We start from the raw sequence: 22,515 nt of genomic DNA, 5'->3' as shown, positions 1-22,515 counted from the left end.
TCACGAAGGATGCTGTTCACTCGTCAAGTTACGGGCGAGTAGTGCAAGTGTGAAGTTACGCGTCAGTAAAAACTTCCAGTGGTAACTGACTCGCCAGTAGCCCACACCGGAACCCTCACCAGGCGGGCCGGATGGGCCCATAGGGCGCAATGCGCCCCAACTGCCCGCCCAGGGCCCGCACTTCAGCCTCACCGAGCACGGCACCCCACTCCTGCACCACCTCCGCGGCAGCCTCCTCCGCGGCCCGCGTACACGCCCACCCCTGCTCGGTGAGCACGATCAACTTGGCGCGGGCGTCCACGGGGTGCGCGCGACGCTCGGCGTAGCCCTTCCGCACGATCTCGTCGACGAGCTGACTGGCGGCCTGCTTGGTGACGCCGAGATGGACCGCGAGGTCGGTGACCGTCGCTCCGTCCGGGGCCAGCCGCGCGAAGGCAAAGCCGTGCGCGGGCCGCACCCCCTCGAAACCGCGGGCGACCACGCCCGCATTGATGCGTTGCGTGAGCTCACCGGCGACGGCGAGCAGGGCGGCAGACAGGGCCATGGCCTCGGAGTTGTGCACGGAGGCATTGAAACACCCTTGACGGGAAGGTCAAGCAGCTTGACTATGGGGCGAGGTAGTCAAGCTGCTTGACCATATGGATCGGAGTCAGCCATGCCCGTCATCCGCACGTCCGAAGCCGTCACCCACGAGATACACGGCGCCCGCTTCGTCTCGTACGCCAACCCGCTCGCCGGCAGCAAGGAGCTGTGCGCCTGGCGTGGTGAGATCCCCGCCGGGACCAAGGCGCCGGTGCACACGGTCAATCGCGAGGAGATCCTCCATCTCCTCATCGGGGAACTGCTCATCACCGTCGACGGCCGCACCGACCGCATCACCGCCGGCGACACGGTGATCGTCAACCCCGGCGCGAGCCTCGGCGTCGAGAACCCCACCGATCAGACGGCGATCTCGTGGGTCACCACGTCCATCGGCCTGGAGGCGGTCCTCGCCGACGGCACCCGCATCACTCCCCCGTGGGCCAACTGAGGCCTATGCCGCCAGTGCCCCCGGTCGCAGCGCCCCCGGTCCGAACTTCGCCCGTACCCGGTCCGCGACCTCCTCGATGCGGCGGGCCTTCTCGTCCACCGGGTCGAAGGTGAGCTGGTAGGAGGCCTGTTCGGCGGGGCCGAGGGACTCGGCGCGGAGGGCGAGGGCGCGGACCCGGGCGCGCTGGAGGCCCAGGGACTCGTACATGTCGTACGCCGTCCTGGTCAGGGCGGCCGAGTGGGCGGTGGGTTCCTTGAGGGTGCGGGTGCGGGTCGTCGCGGTGCGGTCGGCGTAGCGCGCGGTGAGGGTGAGGGTGCCGCAGACCTTGTCCAGGGCGCGCAGCCGGGCGCCCAGTTCCTCGGCGGCACAGAGCAGCGCGCGGCGGTGCCGGTCCGGGGACAACTCGTCGCGGGTGAAGGGGCGTTCGGCGGCCAAGCAGCGGGAGACGGCGTTCGGGACGACCCGGCCGCGGTCCACGCCGCTCGCCTTCTCGTGCAGTTCGCGGGCCGCCCTCGCACCGATCAGGCGCTGGAGTGTGGAGAGCGGTGCGGCGGCGACCAGCCCCAGGGTGTCGAGGCCGTACTCGTTCAGGGTGCGGGCGGTGGCCGCGCCGACGCCGGGGAGCGCGGTGACGGGGCGGTCCGCGAGGAACTCCGCGATGCCGTCCGGATCACCGGGGGCCTCGCAGGTCAGCCCGGGCCCGGCCGCGCCCAGCGCCACCCGGGCCAGCATCGGGCCCGGCCCGGCGCCGATCGCGCAGTCGACGCCGTACAGGGCGAGGGCGCGCACCCGGATCACCGCCGCCAGCTCGACCGCGCTGCGCCCGAAGTACCGCTCGGCGCCCCGCAGATCGGCCAGCGCCGCGTCCGGCGGCAGCGCCTGGACGACCGGGGTGAACTCCTCCAGCAGCCCGAGCAGCCCCGGCAGCGCGGCCTCGGACGCCGAAGGCAGCTGGAAACGTACGCACACGATGGTCATCCCGCACTCCCCGGGCTCTGGTGCCACAACTTCCGTACCTGTGAGGGCTCTTGGCCCGCCGGCCGCAGATCGGCCCACGGGTTCATCTCGTATCCGGTGGGCAGCTGGATCCGCCGGCCGTGGGCCGAATCCCCGCCGCCCTCCGGCAGCGGCTGCGCCAGCCGCTTCGCCACCTCGTCCAGGCCGCCCTCGGCGCGCAGTTCGACCAGTTCGGCGAGGTTCCAGGCGGCGGCGCCCACCACGCTGAGGCTGCGCGGGCCGCGCCGCTGCACCACTCCGCGCACCAGCAGCAGCCAGGAGTGGAAGACGGTGTGGGCGCAGGCGTCGTGGGAGTCGTCGAAGAAGGCGAGGTCGACCAGGCCCGTGCCGTCGTCCAGGGTGGAGAAGATGACACGCTTGCCGGAGCGGATCGGCGGGGTCTGCGTCGCCGCCTTGGCGCCCGCCACGAGGACCGTCTCACCGTGCCCGGTCTCGCGCAGCCGGCGCGCGGAGACCACGCCCAGCTCGTCGAGGAAGGCCCGGTGATCGTCCATCAGATTGCGCGAGGCGTCCATCGACAGCACTCCCAGTTCGGCACTGAGCTTCTCCGCCTCCGACAGGTCCGGCAGCCCGGCGGATGCCGTCTTCCGCCCGCCCGCCAGCGGGAGTTGGCCACCGCCCGCACCCCGGGCGCCCCGGTGCAGCTCGGCCAAGTGCAGTTGCAGATCACGCCGGTTGGCGCCGAAGGAGTCCAACGCTCCGACCTGGGCCAGCCTTTGGGCCAGCGGCCTGCTCGGCCGCGCCCGCTCCCAGAAGTCCAGCAGCGAGGCGTACGGCTGCCCCTCCGCGATCCGCGCCGCCTCGGCCTCGCTGATGCCGTACACGTCGGAGAGGGCCAGCCGCAGCCCCCAGGCTTCCTTGAATCCCTTGGATCCCCTGGGCTCCTCCGATTCAGACACCAGTTCGATACGGTGGGCGACCGCCGACTTGTTCACATCCAACGGCAGCACCGGCACCCCGCGCCGCCGCGCGTCCGCCAGCAGCAGCCGCTTCGGATACATGCCGGGGTCGTGCGTGAGCAGCCCGGCATAGAAGGCGGCCGGGTGGTGCGCCTTCAGCCACGCCGACTGGTACGTCGGCACGGCGAAGGCGACCGCGTGCGCCTTGCAGAAGCCGTAACTACCGAAGGCCTCGATGATCTCCCAGGTTCGCCGAATCGTTTCTGCGTCATACCCGGCCGCCGCCGCGTGCTGGGCGAACCACACCTTGATCCGGCCCTGCGACTCCGGGTCCGACAGCCCGCGCCGCACCCGGTCCGCCTCGCCGCGTCCGCAGCCGGTCATGATGGCCACGATGTCGATGATCTGTTCGTGGAAGACGACGACCCCGTACGTCCCTTTCAGCGGTTCCTCCAGGTCCGGGTGCGGATAGCGGACCGGCGCCCGCCCGTGCCGCGCCTCGATGAACGGCCGCACCATGTCGGCGGCGACCGGGCCGGGGCGGAAGAGGGAGATGTCGACGACGAGATCGTGGAAGGTGGCGGGCTGCAGGCGCCCCACCAGGTCCCGCTGGCCCGGCGACTCGATCTGGAAGCAGCCCAGGGTCTCGGTGGAACGGATGAGCCGGTACGTCGCCGGGTCGCCGCCCTGGAGCGCGTCCAGGTCGATCCGCTCCCCCGTGGCCCGCCGCACCTCGGCGACCGCGTGCGCCATCGCCGACTGCATCCGCACCCCGAGCACGTCGAGTTTGAGCAGTCCGAGGTCCTCGACGTCGTCCTTGTCGAACTGCGACATGGGGAAGCCCTCGCCACTGGTCGGCATGACCGGCGTACGGTTCAACAGGGACGCGTCGGAGAGGAGCACTCCGCAGGGGTGCATGGCGACCCCGCGCGGGAGGGCGTCGAGCGCCTCCACCAGTTCCCAGAGCCGTCCGTAGCGCGCCCCTTCCCGCTGAAGCTCCCCTGCCAGTGCGCGTAGTTCGGGCAGTTCCTCCAGTGCCGCGCGGGCGTCGCGGGCGCGGATGTGCGGGAAGGACTTGGCGATGCGGTCGATGTCGGCCGGGTCCATGGACAGGGCCGCCCCGACGTCACGGATCGCGTGGCGGACGCGGTACGTCTCCGGCATCGCGACCGTGGCGACCCGCTCCTCGCCGAACCGGGCGATGATCGCGCGGTAGACCTCCAGCCGGCGTGCGGACTCCACGTCGATGTCGATGTCGGGGAGCACGACCCGCTCCTTGGACAGGAAGCGCTCCATCAGCAGTCCGTGCTCGACCGGGTCGGCGTTCGCGATGCCGAGGAGATGGTTGACCAGGGAGCCCGCTCCGGAGCCGCGGGCCGCCACCCGGATGCCCATCTTCCGTACGTCGTCCACCACTTGAGCGACCGTCAGGAAGTAGGAGGCGAAGCCGTGGTGGGCGATGATGTCCAGCTCGCGGTGCATCCGCTCCCAGTAGGCGCGCCTGTCGGAGTAGCCGTGCAGCACCATGCCGGCCGCCGCCCGCGAGGCCAGCGCCCGCTGGGCGGTACGGCGGCCGGCGCCCACGAGGTGCGGCTCGGGGAAGTGGACGGCGCCCATGCCGAGGTCGTCCTCGGGGTCGACCAGGCACTCGGCGGCCGTCGTCTGCGTCTGCTCCAGCAGACGGTGGGCGGTGTCGCGCCGGTAGCCGGCGGCCTCGACGATCCGCTCGGCGGTGTGCAGCATGTCGCCCGCACCCTTGAGCCAGGCCTCGCCCGAGTCCAGTTCCTTCGCCGGGTCGACGGGGACCAGCCGGCGGGCCGCGTCCAGGACGTCGGCGACCGGGCCGAGGCCGGGGTCGGCGTAGCGGACGGCGTTGCTGAGCACCGGGCGGATGCGTTGCTCGGCGGCGAAGCCGAGGGTGCGGGCGGCCAGGCGCAGGGAGCCGGGGCCGGTGCCCTTGCGGCCGTGCCAGACCGTCTCGAGGCGCAGGGCGTCGCCGTAGACCTCGCGCCAGGGGGCGAGCAGCCTGGCCGCGCGGTCGGGGCGGCCGGCGGCGAGGGCGCGGCCCACGTCGGAGGCGGGGCCGAGCAGGACGGTCAGGCCCTCGGCACGGTTGTCGGTCCAGGGCAGCAGGGGTGGGCCGTCGGCGGAGTGCGCCGCGGTGACCAGGCGGCACAGGTCGGCCCAGCCGCGGGCGCCGTCCCGGGCGAGGAAGGTGACGCGGGGGGTCGACTCGTCGATGAAGGCACCGCCGCGTACGGGAGTGCGGCGCCGTTCCCGTCGTACGGGATCGTCCTCGCGCAGCCGGGCGGGCTGCTGCACCGCAAGTTCCGCGCCGAACAGCGGGCGGACGCCCGCCCTGGCGCAGGCCTTGGCGAAGCGGACCGTACCGGCCAGGGTGTCGCGGTCGGTGAGGGCGAGGGCGTCCATGCCCCGTTCGAAGGCGCGCTCCGCCAGCCGCTCCGGGTGCGAGGCGCCGTAGCGCAGGGAGAACCCGGAGACGGTGTGCAGATGGGTGAAGCCAGGCATCCGCACCTCCCGCTGTCTGAGCTGTCTCGTTGTCGAAGCCATCGAAGATATCGAACACCAGTTCCCGACTGCCCCACCCCCACCATAGACCAAAAACCGAACGAGTGTGCGACAACCGTTCGGCCCTCCCCCACCTGCGGAAACGTGCGCCACCCCGGACGGTGAGGACATGGCACAGAGGAGCTTTCTCGCCGAGGCGAAGGACGCGGTCACCCCGCGCGCCACACTGCTGGTCGTCGGCGTGATCGCCCTCCAGCTGCTGTTCATCGCCTCCTATGTGGGAGCGCTGCACGATCCGAAGCCCAAGGACGTGCCCTTCGGAGTCGTCGCACCCAAGGCCGCGGCCGAGCAGGCGGTGGCCCGACTGGACAAGCTGCCGGGTTCGCCCTTCGACCCACGCGTGGTGGCGGACGAGGCGACAGCACGGGCGCAGATCCTGAACCGGGACATCGACGGCGCACTGCTGATCAACCCGGCCCGCACGACCGACACCCTCCTGGTCGCCAGCGGCGGCGGCACCGTTCTCGCGAACACCCTCCAGCAGTACCTCACCCTCCTGGAGGCCTCCCAGCAGCGGACCGTCCGGACGGTGGACGTGGCCCCCGCCTCGTCCGAGGACTTCGACGGACTGTCCTCCTTCTATGTGGTCGTGGGCTGGTGCGTCGGCGGCTATCTGTGCGCCTCGGTCCTGGCGATCAGCACGGGCGCCCGGCCCGCCACCCCGCGCCGCGCGGCGATCCGGCTGGTCGTGATGGCGCTGGTCTCGATCGTCGGCGGGCTCGGCGGGGCGGTGATCGTGGGCCCCATCCTGGGCGCCCTGCCGGGGAGCGTGATGGCCCTGTGGGGGCTGGGGGCGCTGATCACCTTCGCGGTCGGGGCGGCGACGCTCGCGCTCCAGGGGATCTTCGGGATCGTCGGCATCGGCCTGGCGATCCTGCTCGTGGTGATCGCGGGCAATCCGAGCGCGGGCGGCGCCTTCCCACTGCCGATGCTGCCGCCGTTCTGGAAGGCGATCGGGCCGGCACTGCCGCCGGGCGCCGGAACCTGGGCGGCGCGGTCGATCGCGTACTTCAAGGGCAACGACACGACCGCCTCACTGCTGGTGCTGTCGGCCTGGGCGGTGGCCGGGATCGCGATCACGCTGGTCGCGGCGGTGCTGCGCGAGAAGCGCGCGGGAGAGCCCCTGCCGACTCAGGTGCAGTAGCGCTCAGGTACGCGAAGGTCCCGCCCCTCGCGCGCGGGGCGGGACCATCAGGCAACTTCACACAACTTCGCGCAACCGGCGGAGCCGACGATCAGCCGATCTGGGCGCCCTCGGCCGACAGCGCCTCGGTGACCGGCTGGAAGAAGGTCTCGCCGCCGGAGGTGCAGTCGCCGCTGCCGCCGGAGGTGAGGCCGATCGCCGCGTCGCCGTCGAAGAGCGAGCCGCCGCTGTCGCCGGGCTCGGCGCAGACATCGGTCTGGATGAGACCGCTGACCGTGCCCTCCGAGTAGTTCACGGTGGCGTTCAGGCCGGTGACCGTGCCGGTGTGCACCTGGGTGGTGGAGCCGCTGCGGGTCACCTTCTCGCCGACCGTGGCCTCGGCGGCGTGGGTGATGGACTGCGAGGAGCCGTTGTAGAGGTCGACCGCGCTCGGGTGGTCCACGTCGGCGGTGTACTTGACCAGGCCGAAGTCATTGCCCGGGAACTGGGAGTCTGCGTTCTCGCCGATCTGGTTGCCGCTGGAGTCCGACCAGGTCTTGATGGCGTCGGTGCAGTGCCCCGCGGTGAGGAAGTACGCCTCGCCGCCCTTGGTCACGTTGAAGCCGAGCGAGCAGCGCCCGCCCGAGCCGGAGATGGCGTCGCCGCCCGCGACGAAGGGCTTGAACTCCCCCTTCGAACGCTTGAGTTCGGCCTTGGCGCCGAGCCCGTCGACGACCTTGGAGAGCTTGGCCCACTCGGCCTTGGAGACGGTCTTGTCGGCGGTGACGACGACCTTGTTGCTCACCGGGTCCGTCGACCACGAGGTGCCGGGGATGGTGGCGTCCTTGGTCAGCGTCGTACGGGCGGCGTCGAGTTCGGCGAGGGAGTTCTCGACGAGTCTCGCCTTGGCGCCGGCCGCCTCGACGGTCTTGGCGGCGGCCTGGTCGAGGACGTTCACGACGAGGCTCTTCGCCTTCGCGTCGTAATACGTTCCCGCCGCGTCGGCGCCGAGGTTCCGGCCGAGGGCCGAGGCGAGCTTTCCGGCCGCCACGGCCGACAGGGTCTCGGGCGCCGAGGTCTTCGAGGGCTCGCTGGCGTTCGCAGTCTGGAAGGTGACTCCCGCGGCCACCAGTGCGGCTATGCCCGCACCTACCACGGCTGCACGCCGCTTGGGTATGCGTCGGTGCTTCAACTCACGTCCTCCTGTGGGGGGTCGGTCCGGGAGGTTGTGGGGACCTCGCGAACCGGAAGGCGTTGAACAGCGCCTACTATCCCGAGAGCGGCAGGGAGCACACAAGGGCGTCTTCAGGACGCGCGTAGAACGCGGGATGTGCGCCCCCATGTTTTTGACGGTCCACGGTCACCCCATGTCTTCGCTCTGCAAACACTACGAGCGAGTAGCCCGTGTGCGGTGCGTGAGGTCTAGTCCTGTCCGGATTTCGACCCCTCAGGGCCGGGCTCCAAGCGCGGCACGGGCGGCGGCAGTTGCTCCTGCACCGGTTGCTGCGGCTCCCGTACCGGCTGCTGCGGAAGCTGCTGGGGCGCCCCGGCCGTCTGCTGCGCCTTCTCCAGGAATCGCAGCAGCTCCACCGGGAACGGCAGCACGAGCGTGGAGTTCTTCTCGGCGGCGACGGCCGTCACCGTCTGCAGCAGCCGCAGTTGCAGCGCGGCCGGGGTGTCCGCCATCTGCTGCGCGGCCTCGGCGAGCTTCTTCGACGCCTGGAGTTCGGCGTCGGCGTTGATGACCCGGGCCCGGCGCTCCCGGTCGGCCTCGGCCTGCCGGGCCATCGAGCGCTTCATGGTCTCCGGCAGGGACACGTCCTTGATCTCGACGCGGTCGATGGTGACGCCCCACTCCACCGCCGGGCTGTCGATCATCAACTCCAGTCCCTGGTTGAGTTTTTCCCGGTTGGACAGCAAATCGTCCAGTTCGCTCTTGCCGATGATGGACCTGAGCGAAGTCTGCGCCATCTGCGCGACCGCGAACCGGTAGTCCTCGACCCGGACGACCGCCTCGGCCGGCCCGGTGACCTTGAAGTAGACGACGGCGTCCACCCGCACCGTGACATTGTCCCGGGTGATGCCCTCCTGCGCGGGCACCGGCATCGTCACGACCTGCATGTTGACCTTCTGGAGCCGGTCCACGAACGGCACGATCATCGTGAACCCCGGCCCGCGCACCTCGTCTCGGAGCCTGCCGAGCCGGAACACCACACCGCGTTCGTACTGCTTGACGACCCGCGCCGCCGCCATCACGTACACCACACCGGCGGACGCGAGGGTCGCTCCCGCCGCCACCAGCTCCTCGACCATGCCGCCCCCAGGGGACCGAGCACCACGTGTACTTCGAAGGTAACTCCGTCACCCGGACAAGAGGGAGCCCCCGCGCGCCGGTTGCGCACGGGGGCCGGGAACAGCGGGCGTCAGCCGATGCTCACGCCGTAGTAGCTCAGGGCCTCGGTGACCGGCTGGAAGAAGGTCGTGCCGCCGGAGGTGCAGTCGCCGCTGCCGCCGGAGGTCAGACCGTAGGCCACGCTGCCGCCGTAGAGCGGACCGCCGCTGTCGCCGCCCTCGGCGCAGACCGTGGTCTGGATCAGTCCGTAGACGACGTCGCCGCTGCCGTAGTTGACGGTGGCGTTCAGGGCGGTGACCCGGCCGCTGTGCGTGCCGGTGGTGGAGCCTCGGCGGTAGACCGTGGTGCCGACGCTCGGGGTGGCCGCGCTGGTGATGGTCTGGCTGCCGACCGTGCTCGGGTGCGAGATCGACGAGTTGGTGTAGCGCACCAGCGCGAAGTCGTTGCCCGGGAAGCTGTAGCCGACGTTGGTGCCCAGGGTCGTGGTGTGGCCCGAGTTGGAGTACCAGGTGGAGGCGACCTCACCGCAGTGGCCCGCGGTCAGGAAGTAGTAGGTGCTCCCGCTGTGCACGTTGAAGCCGAGGGAGCAGCGGTACTGGCCGCCGTAGATGGCGTCGCCGCCACTGATCAGCGGCTTGAACTGCCCGGAGGTGCGCTTGATGGTGAGGGCGCCGGCGTTGCTGCCGGCCTGCCGCTTGATCTTCGCGATCTCGGCCTTGGAGACCGTGCTGTCGACGGTGACGACGACACGGTTGGTCTTGCTGTCGACGGCCCAGGCGGTGCCCGGGACGTCCGCCTTGAGCACCGAGGCGTCGGCGCTCCTGAGCTGGGCCGTGCTGAAGGGGGTGGCGGTGGACGCGTTCGCGCTGGGGACCGCGATCGCTGCGGCGGCCACGAGACCGGTGGTGACGGCGATCAGCCGGCTCCGTCTCGCAATGCCGCTGCGGGGGGTGGTGCGCTTGATCCTCACGTTCGTTCCTCCCAAGGGGAAGTCGGGGGCCCGCGTGGGGTCGGGGCCCGTGAGGCGCAGCCAGGGCCGCGTTCGTCCGGATTCCGGACACGCCGTGCCCCTGACAAGCGCTTGCGGGGAGTATTCGGCCGAACGGCCGGTAGATGCAAGGGCGCCTTTCGGCCGTCAACCCCTCAACGAACCATGAGTTTTGGCCATCTCTGCCCTGGTTCGGACCAGGTTGCGGACGCCCGCCTCGCCCGCATGTTCCCCGGCGGCGGGGAACGGACGGAAGCCCAGCAGCGGGGGATGTCCGGAAGTCGCCCTTCCGGATGGCCCTCGCCCCTGAGGCGCCGGCCGTTCAGGCGCTGACGGACGGTACCGGGTCGGGCAGGCCGAGATGGGAGCGCAGCGTCGCGCCCTGGTACGCCGTACGGAAGACGCCTCGCTCCTGCAGCAGCGGCACCACCCGGTCCACGAACTCGTCGAGTCCGACCGGGGTGATCAGGGGCTGCAGGATGAAGCCGTCGGCGGCGTCCTTCCGCACGTACTCGTCGAGTTCGGCGGCGACGGCCTCGGGCGTGCCGATGAAGGACTGCCGGCCGCCCGCCTCGATCACGGTCTGCCGGATGGACAGCCCCTTCTCCTTGGACGGGCGCGCCTCCCTCATCTCGGCGACCGCCACGGTGTCGCCGCGCCGGGTCCGTCCCTGGGTGATCGCGGAGTCCGCCACCGGGTCGATCTCGGGGAGCGGGCCGTCGGGGTCGTACGCCGACAGGTCGACACCCCAGATCTGTTCCAGGGCGATGATCGCGTTCTGCGGGGACACCTGCTGCCGCCGGATCTCGGCGGCCCTCTCCTGGGCCTCGGCGGCGGTGTCGCCGAGGACGACGGTGACACCGGGCATGATCTTCAGGTCGTCCGGGGCGCGGCCGTACTTCTCCAGGCGGCGCTTCACATCGGCGTAGAAGGAACGCCCCGCCTCCAGCGTGCGGTGCCGGGTGAAGACGACGTCGGCCGTGGACGCGGCGAACTCCCGTCCCTCGCCGGAGTCCCCGGCCTGGATGACGACCGGGTGCCCCTGCGGTGAGCGCGGCACGGTGAACTCGCCCGCGATGTCGAAGTGCTGCCCACGGTGCGCGAACGGCCGGGAGATGCCCTCGGGGGTCCAGGAGTCCCACAACTTCCTTGCCACGCACACGAATTCGGCGGCGCGCGGGTACCGGTCCGCCCGGTCGAGGAAGCCGCCGCGCCGGAAGTTCTCGCCGGTGAAGGCGTCGGAGGAGGTCACCACGTTCCAGGCCGCGCGGCCGCCGCTGAGGTGGTCCAGGGTGGCCAGCCTGCGGGCGAGTTCGTAGGGCTCGTTGAAGGTGGCGTTGACGGTGGCGGCGAGGCCGAGGTGTTCGGTGACGCCGGCCAGCGCGTTCAGCACGGTGAGCGACTCGGGCCGCCCCACCGCGTCGAGGTCGTGGATACGGCCCTTGTGTTCGCGCAGCCGCAGCCCCTCCGCGAGGAAGAAGAAGTCGAACAGGCCGCGTTCGGCGGTGCGGGCGAGGTGCTCGAAGGACGAGAAGTCGATCTGCGACCGCGACCGCGGATCGGCCCACACCGTGGTGTTGTTGACCCCCGGGAAGTGCGCCGCGAGACGTATCTGCTTGCGTCGTACGGTCATGACGCTCCCCCTGTCACGGCGTACCGGTTGGCGGGCCTGGCGAGGCCCAGGTGCTCCCTCAGGGTGCTGCCCGGGTAGAAGGTGCGGAACAGGCCGCGGTGCTGGAGCAGCGCCACCGTCCCGTTGACGAGCCGCTCCAGGTCACGGCGCGGCTCGGTGGGCGTGAGGTGGAAGCCGTCGACGACCCCGTCCGCGTGCCAGCCGGTGATCAGTTCGGCGAGGTCCACGGGGCCGCCCCGGTACAGCGGGCCCTGCACGGTCTGCCGGGGGCCGCCCCCGCCGTGGCCCGGCTCGGCCGCGTGCTCGCCGTCGCCGAGGTCGACAAGGAGGCTCACGAGGACCCGCAGGTGGTCGGGATTGCGCCCGAACTCGGCGGCCGACTGGCGGAGTTGGTCCCGTACGGCGGCGGCCTGCGCGGGGCTCGCGGCCCGCACGAGGGCCACGTCGGCGTACCGGGCGGCGGTGGGCCGGGTGTGTCCCTCGGTGGCGTCGACCACGCGGACGGGGTGGCCCTGCGGGGGCCGCGGCACGATCGAGGGTCCCTTCACCGAGAAGCCGGCGCCGGTGAAGTCGACGTGGTGCAGCTTGTCCCGGTCGATGAAGCGGCCGGTCGCCAGGTCCCGTATCTCGGCGTCGTCCTCCCAGCTGTCCCACAGCCTCGCGGCCACGTCGGCGACTTCGCCGGCCTCGCGCCACAGCTCTTCGGTGGTCACGGCATGCCGGCGGCCGAAGAGGCGGGCCTCGCCCTCGGTGGTGGACACGTCGATCCGCCAGCCGGCCCGGCCGCGGCTGACCCAGTCGAGGGTGGCGACCGCGGCCTGGACGTGGAAGGGCTCGGTGTGCGTGGTGGTGACGGTGGGGACCAGGCCGATGCGGGCCGTGGCGGGGGCGACGCGGGACAGGACGGCGAGGGCGTCGGGTCCGGGGCGGGCGAAGGTGTCGTCCAGCGTGACGAAGTCCAGGCCGCCGCGCTCGGCGAGCCGCGCCAGTTCGATGTGGGAGCCGGCGTCGAACACCGCCGGCTGGTCCAGGGCGGCGGCCAGGTGCAACAGCCCCCGGCCGTGCGATGAGGTCATGTGGCGGGACCTTTCAGAGAACCTTGGAGAGAAACACGCGGGTCCGCTCGTGGCGGGGAGCGTCCAGGACGTCACCGGGCGGGCCCTGCTCGACGATCTTTCCGTCGGCCATGAACACCACCGTGTCGGCGACCTCGCGGGCGAAGCCGATCTCGTGCGTGACGACGATCATCGTGGTGCCCTGCTGGGCCAGGTCCCTGAGGACGTCGAGGACTTCGCCGACCAGCTCGGGGTCGAGCGCGGACGTCGGTTCGTCGAAGAGCAGCAGCTTGGGCTCCAGTGCCAGCGCCCGTGCGATGGCCACCCTCCCCCAGTGCCTGAACGGCCTGGGGCACCCCCAGCTGCTGTCCGCCGGAGAGCTGCCGCGGGTAGACGTCGGCCTTGTCCGCGAGACCCACCCGCTCCAGCAGCCGGCGCGCACTCTCGAGGGCCTCCTTGCGCGGCCGTTTCAGCGCGGACACGGGCGCCTCGATGATGTTGTCCACCACGGTGAGGTGCGGGAACAGATGGAAGTTCTGGAAGACGAACCCGATCCGGATGCGCTGCTTGAGCACCTCACGCTCGGGCAGTTCGTGCAGCTTGTCGCCGGAGCGCCGGTAGCCGACCAGCGTGCCGTCCACGCTGATCGCGCCGTGGTCCACCTTCTCCAGGTGGTTGATGGTGCGCAGCAGCGTCGACTTGCCGGAGCCGGACGGGCCGAGGACCACGGTCACCTCGCCGGTGCGCACCTCCAGGTCGATGCCCTTGAGGACCTCGAGCGAGCCGAAGCTCTTGTGGACGGATCTGATGTCGACCATGACGCTCATCGGGGCACTTCCTCGGGAGTGGGTGGGGGCGGGTCAGGCGGCCGCGCTGCCGGCCAGCTCGCGCAGGAACCGCAGCGCCGCCCGTGCGGTGGCGTCGTTCTGCCGGAAGGCGGGCCCCCCGGTGCGCGGCCGGGTGAAGGCGCCGGGCGTGCGTCCGTCGGTGTACGGCCCGAGCGCGAACCGCCGGGGATGCGGCCGCCCGGCCCCGTCGAGGAGCCGCCCGTCGGCGGGGTCCACCCGGAGCAGCCCGTCGGGGGTCTCGACGGCGCCGTCGGCGTGCAGTTCGCGCAGCAGGGTGTCGCGGGCCCGTCCGACGGTGGGCTCGGGCAGCCGCGCCTCGACCAGCGCCCGTGCCTCGACGAAGGCGCCCGGAACGGTGGCACTGGACGCCCGGAACACCCCGCCCTCGGCGCTGACGGTCATGTCGGCGCCGAGGAACTTCAGGACCCCGGCACGGGACAGCGCCAGCATCTGCCGCAGCCGCGGACCGGGCGGCCCGGAGGCCAGATAGCTGAAGAAGCCGTGCCACCAGGGTCCGATGCCACCGAGCCGGACCAGCTGACCGTAGACGGAGAGCAGCCCGAGGAACACGGCCAGGTCGGGGCTGTGTTCAGGATCATGACGTCTGCTCAGGTCATGCTCGACATAACCGCGCAGCCCCTCCTGGAACTCCTCGAAGGAGCCGTACCGCACCCCGTCCAGCGGGTGGTCGAGCGCGGCCAGGTCGAGCCGGTCGGCGGGGTCGGGCACGGCGGACGCCACGAGCGCCTCCCGCTTGGCCACGTGGGAGGCGGCCGCGTACTTCTCCTCGAAGGCACTCCATTCGACGGCCGTCCGCTCCGGATGCACGGTGAACAGCCGGTGGTAGTGCGCGAACCCCAGCTCCTTCTCCACCAGTGGCCACACATCCCGCCGGAAGTCGAACCCGCCCGGGCGCGCGAGCAGCGCCTCGACCTCGGGCGGCCCGAAGAACCTCGGCAGCGGCGGCCGTTCACCGCTCCAGTCGTAGCCGATCTTCGAGTGGTACGGCACTCCGCGCCGCGAGCCGACGTACAGCACCGGCTCCTGCCCCGACGGCACATAGGTGTCGCCCTCGTACCGCCCGCCCCGCCCCTCGGTGAGCAGCACCACCAGGTCGACGAAGGCGAGCCCGAACCCGCGCACGAGGACGGGCTCACCGGCCTTCAGCGCGGACAGGTCGCTGTCGGCGGTGAAGTCGGGCGGAAGGTGGATCAGTCCGTGAGTACGGGCGTACTCGGCCAACTCGGCCTGCTGTCCGTCGAGTTCGGCGTCGAGGTGGCCGAGTGTGAGCACGACGAGGTCGGCCAGGAGTGGGCGGGGGCGGCCCTCCAGCCACACCTGCTGACGGCCCTCGCGCGGTCCGCTGACCCGAAGGGCACGGCGCGGGTGGTGATGGACGACGACGCCCGGGGGCAGGTCGGCCACGGCCTGTTCATGCACCCAGCGCAGATAGGCCCCCTGGAGCTGCCGGTCCGCGAAGGTACGGCCGTCGATGCCGGCCCACTCGTGCAGCGTGGGCCCCTCCCGCACCGGGCCCTCCATGGCCACCGTCTCGTCGGTGAACATGGTGACGTCCTCGGCGTGGGAGTTCATCCACAGCAGCGGCGACTGTGCGGCACGCCAGATGCGTCCGGAGCCCGGCGGATGGGGGTCGACGAGATGGATGTCGAGACCCGAACCGGCGTACAGCTCGGGTGCGTTGGCCGCGATCCGCTCGATGAGACCGGTCCCCCGCGGCCCGGCCCCGACGATCACCAGGGAGGGCCTCATCGCGCGCGCTCCGAACCGCGGGCGTAGTGCTTCTCCACGTAGTACTGCCCGACACCGAGCACCGAGGTGACGACGGTGTACCAGAGGGTGGCCACCATCAGCAGCGGAATGACCTGGTAGGTGCGGTGATAGATCAGCTGCGCCGAGAAGAGCAGGTCGTTCACCGCGATGACGCTGACGATGGAGGTGCCCTTGAGGGTGCCGATCAGCATGTTCCCGGCGGGCGGCACGATGGAACGCATCGCCTGCGGCAGCACGATCCGCCGCCAGCGCCGCCACCGGCTCAGCCCGAGCGCCTGGGCGGCCTCGATCTGCCCCCGGTCGACGGACAGGATGCCGCCGCGCACGACCTCGGCGGCGTACGCGGCCTCGTGCAGCGTCAGCCCGACGACGGCGACCTCGACGGGCCCGAGCAGATTGACGGTCTTCACCCCGAACAGCTCCGGGTACAGCGCCCCGATGTTGAACCACAGCAGCAGCTGCACCAGGATCGGAATCGACCGGAAGAGCCAGACATAGCCCCAACTCACCGCTCTCAGCACAGGGTTGGCGGACAGCCGGAACGCGGCGAGCAGCGTGCCCAGCGCAAAGCCGAGCACCATCACGACCGCGGTCAGCCACAGGGTGAGCCACAGCCCGCGCAGCACCGAGTCCGAGGTGAAGTACTCGGCGACGACGTCCCACTGGAACGCCTTGTTGCGCAGTACGGAGTTGAGTGCGAGCCCGAGGAGCGCGAGGACGAGGACAGCGGCGGTCCACTGACCGAACCGGCGCTGCGGAACGATCCGCAGCGAGTCCGCGTGTTCGGGTATGTCCGGCGCGGCGGGGACTTTGGCGAGGGTGTCGGAAGACATGCGAAGGCTCCGTGACGCGTAGGTCGAACACGGTGGATGCCTTCACACAGGCGCGCCGGGCCGGGCACAGCGACAGCACGTTACGGCCGAGCCCCTCAGCAGGGCCGTCCATCGACTGTACGGGGCCGTTTCCCCTCACTGTCAAGGCTGTCCGGCATGTGAGCCGCACGTCTCAAGTCAGTTGACGCAGAACCGGATGCCTGTTCCACTTGGCCCATGCATCCACAGCAGTGGCTGGTCACGCGCTCCCACATCGACTTCGGTCGAGTGTGGTCCTGTTCCTGTTGAGCCGACCCCACTGCGCGCCCTGACCGGGCGCTCCCAGCGTTCTCCCGCTTCGCCTTCACACGTGCACGCACCCCTCCCCTCGTGCTCTTTCACTCTTTCCTGCTTCCCGGAGACCGCACACGATGCGCACGTTCACGCGTACCAGCAGGACCCTCTTTGCACCTTTCGCCCTGATCACCTCGGCCACTGTGCTGCTCACCGCTTGCGGCTCCGGTGCGGGCGGCTCGACCGACGGCGCGGGTACCTCGGCGAAGGCCGACAAGATCCCCACGACGGACGTGGTCTCCGGCGTCCACAAGGACGAGGCGTCGGCGAAACTCCTGCCGTCGGGCACGAGAAGCCTCACCGTCGCGTTCAGCGTCGGCGGCACCCCGCCCGGCACCACCTACCTGGACGACGGCAAGACCCTGACCGGCCAGGGCTTCGCCGCCCGCAAGGACAGCAAGCTCTCCAAGGTCACGGACCTGAGGCAGCTGTGCGGCCTGAACGTCGCAACGGGCGCCGGCACCACCTTCGAGGCGACGCTGGAGGAGAACAAGAAGCTCTGCACGACCGCGGGCAAGAAGCCGTACAAGGTGCAGACCTACAACGAGACCGGCGCCATCTGGTCCTCCCTCCAGCAGGGCCGCAGCGACGTGGTGATGTCCACCATCAACGGCCTCCGCTACGCCGTGGCCCAGCAACAGGGCGTGAAGTTCCTCAACGAGTACCACCGCCTGGACGTGGGCTTCGCCTTCAAGAAGGGCACAAAACTGGCCCCGGCTTTCCAGTCGGCGGTGAACAAGCTGATAGCTGACGGCACGTACGAGAAGATCCTCAAGAAGTGGGGCACAACAGGCTCGGCGATCACCAAGTCGCAGATCTCCCCACCGGAACTGAAGAACTGAAGAACTGACGGCAAGTTCCCACAGCCCCGCGCCCCTTTGGCGCTGGTGGTGAGTCCGCGCTGCCCGGCGCATTCCGTACACGACGTCTGCCGTGGCGAATCAGCAGTCGCAACCGCAGTCGCAGCAGTCGCACCCGTCACAGCAATCGCAGCAATCGCAGCCGCAGTCACAGCAATCGCAACAGTCGCCGCAGTCGGTTCCCTTGCAGAGGCCGTCCTTCCGCTGACGGCTCCACGGGTCCTCGTACTCGCCGCAGCACATCTGGCACGTACAGGCCAGCCCGGCCCACACCGCGCAGCCCGCCAGCAGTCCACGCCGGTCGCGCCGGGGCGGCTCGGGCGGCGGGAACGGCCCACCGGGGCCGCCGGGCGGGGCGTACGGCCCCGACAGCGAAGGCGCCGCCCCGTGCGCGCAGGAGGCCGTACCGAAGGCGCGGTCGACGGAGGTGCGCAGTTCGTGCACGAGCAGCCGGTGGGCGAGGCTGCCGTCGTCGAACTCCACCTCACGCAGCGCGAGCCGGATCCCGTGCACGGCGTCGTCGGCGAGCCGTCGGGCCTCGGCGAGCGGGGTCCCGGTGGCGGTGAGCGGGTTCCAGGCGCCCGACGCGGCGTCAGTTTCCCTGTCCTCCACGGCGTCCAGGAGGTGTGCGAGGCGTCCGAACAGCCGCCCGGCCTCGGCGAGCGGCTCGGCGTTGCCCGGCCGGCCGGCCAGGACCGCGGTGTGCGCGAAGGCCGCCGCGGTCGCCGTCTCGGTCGGTTCGGTGACCGTCAGCACCGGCGTCCCGGGACCCGCGAGGGCCTCGACACCGGTCTGCCGGTCCACGGCGTCCACGAGCACCGCGGTGTCGAACCCGACGGCGGATCCGCCACGGGCCCCCGCAGCACCCCAGCTCGAGGCCACCCGGCGCGCGGCGAGCGCCACCGGCTTCCGCGCCAGCAGCCCGTCCCCGTCGGCGAGGTGGTCCCGCACCTTGGCCGAGGCGAGCACCAGCGACACGGCGGCCGCGAGCCGCGCCCCTTCTCCCTGCGCGACGGACGCGGTACGCATTCCGCGCAGCGGGCAAGGCCCCGCCGTGCGGCGTCCCTCGGCGGCCTTGGCGGCCTGAGCCTCCGTCAGAACGGATATGAGCAGCCCGTCGTAGTTGGTCACGATCCGCGCGAACTGACCGTGATCCTTGCGCAGTGCGAGACACAGTCCGCACAAATGGGCAACCCATTGGGACTTGAGGTTCTCACCGAGCCGATGCCGACATGGCCTGACGATTCCGAACACGACGATCCCCCCGTGGCTCGTGTGACTTCCGGTGCTACTGCTGCTTCTGATACGGCGTTGAGCTGCCGCATCGTACCGACCACTCCGTTCACCCGTACGCACTGATCGTCACCCGTACGCCGTGAAGAATCATATTTCACTCACAGTCAGCATCTGTGTACAGCACGACCCTTGGGAAACGCGGGCTCTCGACGGATTCGCTCTGCACCAGTACCGTCACAAACCCCCCGCGCGGCGTCTATCCACTTGGCGCGCCAACCGCATCATGGATGACCATAGGGATGCGGAAAGCAAGAAGGACCGCTGTGAGAGGAGGCGTCCATGGGATCGGTACGCAAGGCGAGTGCCTGGCTTGGCCTCGTCGACGACAACGATGACGAGCGTTACTACGACGACGACTACTCCGAAGGGACCGAGCAGCCCGGGGATGCCTGGGTCACCGACCCGCGGGTCAAGGTGGCTTCGGACACCGCCGAGGACAAGGGCCGCCGTATCGGCACGGTGACCCCGGACAGCTTCCGGGACGCCCGCGCCATCGGTGAGCTGTTCCGCGAGGGTGTCCCGGTCATCGTGAACCTCACCGCCATGGAGGCGTCCGACGCCAAGCGCGTCGTCGACTTCGCGGCGGGGCTCATCTTCGGTCTGCGCGGTTCGATCGACCGTGTCTCCAACCGCGTTTTCCTGCTCACGCCCGCCGACACGGAAATCATCAGCGGGGAGCCGGCCTCGCACCGTTCGGACGGTTTCTTCAACCAGAGCTGAGGCAGGGCCGCTCACCGGCCCTGCCCCCGCGCAGGGTTTCACCGGAAGGCGTCGAGTCCGGTGAGCGCCTTGCCCAGTACGAGCTGGTGCATCTCGACGGTGCCCTCGTAGGTCAGCACCGACTCGAGGTTGGTGGCGTGCCGCATGACGGGGTATTCGAGCGAGATCCCGTTGGCGCCGAGGATCGTCCGTGAGGTACGGCAGATCTCGATGGCCTCTCGTACGTTGTTGAGCTTGCCGAAGCTGACCTGCTCGGGACGCAGGCGGCCGGCATCCATGCGCCGCCCCAGATGGTGGGCGAGCAGAATCCCCTTGTGCAGTTCGACCGCCATGTCGGCGAGTTTGGCCTGGGTGAGCTGGAATCCCCCGATGGGCCGCCCGAACTGCTCCCGTGACTTCGCATAGTCGACAGCGGCCTCGAAACTGCTGCGGGCCGCGCCCATGGCGCCCCAGACGATCCCGTAGCGGGCGTGCGAGAGACAGCTGAGCGGCCCCTTGAGGCCGACGACCTCCGGCAGTACGGCATCGGCGGGCAGCCGTACGTCGTCGAGGACGAGTTCGCTGGTGACACTGGCCCGCAGGGACCACTTGTGCTTGATCTCCGGCGCGGAGAACCCGGCGCTGTCGGTGGGCACGACGAACCCGCGGATCCCGTCCTCCGTCCGGGCCCACACCACGGCGACGGCCGCCACGGACCCGTTGGTGATCCACATCTTCCGCCCGTTGAGGACCCAGTCGCCGCCGTCCCGCTTGGCGTGCGTGCGCATCGAGGCGGGGTCGGACCCGTGGTCGGGCTCGGTCAGCCCGAAGCACCCGATGGCCTCACCGGCGGCCATGCGCGGCAGCCACTGCTGCTTCTGCTCCTCGCTGCCGAAGCGGTGGATGGCGTACATCGCGAGCGACCCCTGCACGGAGACCAGCGACCGGATCCCGGAATCGGCGGCCTCCAGCTCCAGACAGGCCAGCCCGTACTGCACGGCACTGGCCCCCGCGCACCCGTACCCGCCGAGCGACATACCGAGGGCCCCGATACTGCCGAGCTCCTTGGCGAGCTCCCGAATGCCCGGCAGCTCCCCCTTCTCGTACCACTCGGCGACATACGGGAGCACGCGGTCCGCAGCCCAACCGCGAACCGTGTCCCGGATGGCCAGGTCCTCCGGGTCGAGCAGGTCGTCGATGCCGAGCGGGTCGGCGGGATCGAAGGGGGGCAGCTTCGAGGACGCGGACATGGGACACCCTCCGGCACACGGCGAAAACTAGCATCGCTAGTTAAGATTTCCAGAGCGACGTTACGGTGCAGTGTCCCGCACGTCCAGTACGGCCGCGCCCCTTTAGGGGCGCGGGGAACCGCGCGACCAGCCGCAAAGGCGCAGCAGACAACGAACGACCCCGCGGCGGAGCCGCAAACCGGTCAGGCCGAAACCCTGGAGTCGGCAACTTCCCGAGGCGCCGGCAACTCCACAGACACCGCAGGCTCCCCGCACTGCATGATCCGCGGCAACCGCAGGGCCATCACCGCACCCAGCAGCAACAACCCCGCACTGACCAGCAGGGTCACATGCAGCCCGTGCACAAAGGAGTCCCGCGCGGCCCGCCGCAGAGCCACCCCCACGGGGCCGCCCAACTGCGCGGCAACCTGATACGCCTCGCCCAACGAATGCGACGCAGAGGCCGAGGCCGACGAAGGAACCCCTGGGACGGACGCCAGTCCGGGCGTGTACGCGGCGTTCATCACGCTCCCGAGCAGCGCGATACCGATCCCCGCCCCCAGCTGGTACGAGGTCTCGCCGATCGCCGCCGCCCCACCGGCCTGCTCCGGCGGAGCCTCGCTCAGCATCGACTCGTACGCCCCGAAGAGCGTGGTCTCCAGGCCGAAGCCCAGCAGCATGAACGCGGCCACCATCAGCCCCGCGTTGTCGGACCCGCCCATCACGGTCAGCAGCACCACGGCCCCGGCGGTGAGACAGAACCCGAAGCTCACCATCCGGCGCGGGCCGAAGCGGCGCAGCATCCGGGCACCCGCGAGCCCCGCCGCCATGGCCGCGAAGGTCAGTGGCAGCAGTCGCAGGCCCGTCTCCAGCGGAGACAGCCCCAGCACCAGCTGCAGATACTGCGCCGCGATCAGCTCGAGACCGACCAGCGCGAGCATCGCCAGCACGATGCAGCCCACGGCGGTGCTGAAGGCGGGCCGCGCGAACATCCCGAGGTCCACCAGCGGATGCGTACGGCGCCGCTGTCGTCGTACGAACAGGACCAGCAGCAGGGCGCCCACGACGAGCGGTACCACGGTGAAGAGGCCCATCTCGCCGCCGCCCAGCCGTTTGACGCCCAGCACCACGCCGAACAGCCCGGCGGCCGCCGTCAGTGCGCCGACGACGTCCCAGGGGCCGTCGCCGGCGCCTCGCGACTCGGGCAGCAGCAGCCGGCCCACCGGCAGGCTGACCAGCATCAGTGGGATGTTGACGAGGAAGACCGAACCCCACCAGAAGTGCTCCAGCAGGAAGCCGCCGAGCAGCGGGCCGACCGCCGCGCCGACCGCGGCGACCGCGCTCCAGACGCCGATCGCGAGGGCCCGCTCCCGCCGGTCGGGGAAGACCTGGCGGAGGATCGAGAGCGTCGCGGGCATGATCATCGCGCCGCCGACGCCGAGCAGTGCCCGCGCGAGGATCAGTACCTGAGGGTCGTGGGCGAGGGCCGCGAGGCCGGAGGCCAGGCCGAAGAGGGCGTAGCCGAGCAGCAGGATCCTCCTGCGGCCCACCCGGTCGCCGAGCGTGCCGAAGAGGATCAGCAGCGAGGCGCAGACGAGGGGGTAGACGTCGACGATCCAGAGCAGTTCTATCGCGCCGGGCCTGAGGTCCTCGGTGACGGCGGGGACCGCCACGTGCAGCACGGTCGCGTCGACCGCGACCAGCAGCAGACTCACGCAGAGGACGACGAGCACGACCCAGCGGTTTGCACCGGCCCCGGCCGCCCGACGGCGCAGCGCAGCGGCGGCCGTGGTCGTCCCGGACATGTACGTACCTCCCAGATGTTCCCTCGCGGTCGGCGGGCACACGGGGTGGGGACTCCCCGTGATCTCGGCCGGAGAGGAGCGGTGGTCTCCGGCCCGCGCAACGAAGGCGAGTGACACGTCAGCGTACGCGAGTT

17 protein-coding genes and 1 pseudogene are annotated in these 22,515 nt (G+C 70.7%); 4 read left to right on the top strand and 14 right to left on the bottom strand.

Annotated features, from left to right (window positions below; genetic code table 11):
• Positions 1–115: 115 nt before the first annotated feature.
• Complete coding sequence (locus ACWC1K_RS24000; protein WP_450834089.1) at positions 116–562, bottom strand: MarR family winged helix-turn-helix transcriptional regulator; 447 nt, start codon at positions 560–562, stop codon at positions 116–118.
• 93 nt (positions 563–655) lie between these two features.
• Between ACWC1K_RS24000 and ACWC1K_RS23995 the strand changes: the two genes are divergently transcribed.
• On the top strand, positions 656–1,030 hold the full coding sequence (locus ACWC1K_RS23995; protein WP_450834088.1) for a cupin domain-containing protein: 375 nt from the start codon (positions 656–658) through the stop codon (positions 1,028–1,030).
• 3 nt (positions 1,031–1,033) lie between these two features.
• Here the strand turns inward: ACWC1K_RS23995 and ACWC1K_RS23990 are convergent, their stop codons facing one another.
• Both ACWC1K_RS23990 and ACWC1K_RS23985 read right to left on the bottom strand, forming a co-directional pair.
• Complete coding sequence (locus ACWC1K_RS23990; RefSeq protein WP_450834087.1) at positions 1,034–2,008, bottom strand: DNA polymerase Y family protein; 975 nt, start codon at positions 2,006–2,008, stop codon at positions 1,034–1,036.
• Positions 2,005–5,475, bottom strand: a complete 3,471-nt coding sequence (locus ACWC1K_RS23985; RefSeq protein ID WP_450834085.1) for a DNA polymerase III subunit alpha — start codon at positions 5,473–5,475, stop codon at positions 2,005–2,007. The genes ACWC1K_RS23990 and ACWC1K_RS23985 overlap by 4 nt, the downstream gene beginning before the upstream one ends.
• A 169-nt stretch (positions 5,476–5,644) precedes the next feature.
• On the opposite strand from ACWC1K_RS23985, the gene ACWC1K_RS23980 reads away from it, so the two are divergent.
• A complete protein-coding gene (locus tag ACWC1K_RS23980; protein WP_450834083.1) occupies positions 5,645–6,679 on the top strand; it encodes a DUF3533 domain-containing protein in 1,035 nt (344 codons plus the stop codon).
• Positions 6,680–6,770: 91 nt separating this feature from the next.
• Here the strand turns inward: ACWC1K_RS23980 and ACWC1K_RS23975 are convergent, their stop codons facing one another.
• The 8 genes and pseudogenes from ACWC1K_RS23975 to ACWC1K_RS23940 form a co-directional block, all read right to left on the bottom strand.
• Entirely contained in the window at positions 6,771–7,850 is a 1,080-nt protein-coding gene (locus ACWC1K_RS23975; RefSeq protein WP_450834082.1) for a S1 family peptidase, read from the bottom strand.
• Positions 7,851–8,080: 230 nt separating this feature from the next.
• A complete protein-coding gene (locus ACWC1K_RS23970; protein ID WP_450834080.1) occupies positions 8,081–8,971 on the bottom strand; it encodes a slipin family protein in 891 nt (296 codons plus the stop codon).
• Between the two features lie 110 nt (positions 8,972–9,081).
• Positions 9,082–9,981, bottom strand: a complete 900-nt coding sequence (locus ACWC1K_RS23965) for a S1 family peptidase (protein WP_450834078.1) — start codon at positions 9,979–9,981, stop codon at positions 9,082–9,084.
• Positions 9,982–10,321: 340 nt separating this feature from the next.
• Complete coding sequence (locus ACWC1K_RS23960) at positions 10,322–11,632, bottom strand: NtaA/DmoA family FMN-dependent monooxygenase (RefSeq protein ID WP_450834076.1); 1,311 nt, start codon at positions 11,630–11,632, stop codon at positions 10,322–10,324.
• A complete protein-coding gene (locus ACWC1K_RS23955; protein ID WP_450834074.1) occupies positions 11,629–12,708 on the bottom strand; it encodes an LLM class flavin-dependent oxidoreductase in 1,080 nt (359 codons plus the stop codon). Before ACWC1K_RS23955 ends, ACWC1K_RS23960 begins: the two co-directional genes overlap by 4 nt.
• Positions 12,709–12,721: 13 nt before the next feature.
• Positions 12,722–13,514: pseudogene (locus tag ACWC1K_RS23950) on the bottom strand (amino acid ABC transporter ATP-binding protein).
• Positions 13,515–13,547: 33 nt separating this feature from the next.
• Positions 13,548–15,305 carry an FAD/NAD(P)-binding protein gene (locus ACWC1K_RS23945; protein ID WP_450834072.1) on the bottom strand — a complete coding sequence of 586 codons (1,758 nt, stop codon included), beginning with the start codon at positions 15,303–15,305 and terminating at the stop codon, positions 13,548–13,550.
• Positions 15,302–16,159, bottom strand: a complete 858-nt coding sequence (locus ACWC1K_RS23940; RefSeq protein WP_450834070.1) for an amino acid ABC transporter permease — start codon at positions 16,157–16,159, stop codon at positions 15,302–15,304. The genes ACWC1K_RS23945 and ACWC1K_RS23940 overlap by 4 nt, the downstream gene beginning before the upstream one ends.
• A gap of 410 nt (positions 16,160–16,569) precedes the next feature.
• Here ACWC1K_RS23940 and ACWC1K_RS23935 point away from each other — a divergent pair, with 410 nt between their 5' ends.
• Positions 16,570–17,334, top strand: coding sequence for an ABC transporter substrate-binding protein (locus ACWC1K_RS23935; protein WP_450834068.1), 765 nt, complete (start codon positions 16,570–16,572; stop codon positions 17,332–17,334).
• Between the two features lie 99 nt (positions 17,335–17,433).
• Here the strand turns inward: ACWC1K_RS23935 and ACWC1K_RS23930 are convergent, their stop codons facing one another.
• Positions 17,434–18,606, bottom strand: coding sequence for a DUF5685 family protein (locus tag ACWC1K_RS23930; protein WP_450834066.1), 1,173 nt, complete (start codon positions 18,604–18,606; stop codon positions 17,434–17,436).
• Between the two features lie 321 nt (positions 18,607–18,927).
• Between ACWC1K_RS23930 and ACWC1K_RS23925 the strand changes: the two genes are divergently transcribed.
• Positions 18,928–19,368: a cell division protein SepF gene (locus tag ACWC1K_RS23925; protein WP_450834064.1), complete on the top strand. Its 441-nt coding sequence runs from the start codon at positions 18,928–18,930 to the stop codon at positions 19,366–19,368.
• A gap of 38 nt (positions 19,369–19,406) precedes the next feature.
• On the opposite strand, the gene ACWC1K_RS23920 is transcribed toward ACWC1K_RS23925, so the two are convergent.
• Both ACWC1K_RS23920 and ACWC1K_RS23915 read right to left on the bottom strand, forming a co-directional pair.
• Positions 19,407–20,597 carry an acyl-CoA dehydrogenase family protein gene (locus tag ACWC1K_RS23920; protein WP_450834063.1) on the bottom strand — a complete coding sequence of 397 codons (1,191 nt, stop codon included), beginning with the start codon at positions 20,595–20,597 and terminating at the stop codon, positions 19,407–19,409.
• A 182-nt stretch (positions 20,598–20,779) separates the two neighbouring features.
• Complete coding sequence (locus ACWC1K_RS23915; RefSeq protein WP_450834061.1) at positions 20,780–22,381, bottom strand: MFS transporter; 1,602 nt, start codon at positions 22,379–22,381, stop codon at positions 20,780–20,782.
• Positions 22,382–22,515: the final 134 nt, after the last annotated feature.

The sequence above is a fragment of the Streptomyces sp. NPDC001492 genome (assembly GCF_053597275.1).
Note: the sequence above shows the minus strand (reverse complement) of the source record. Positions and strands in the feature narration are given on the sequence as shown.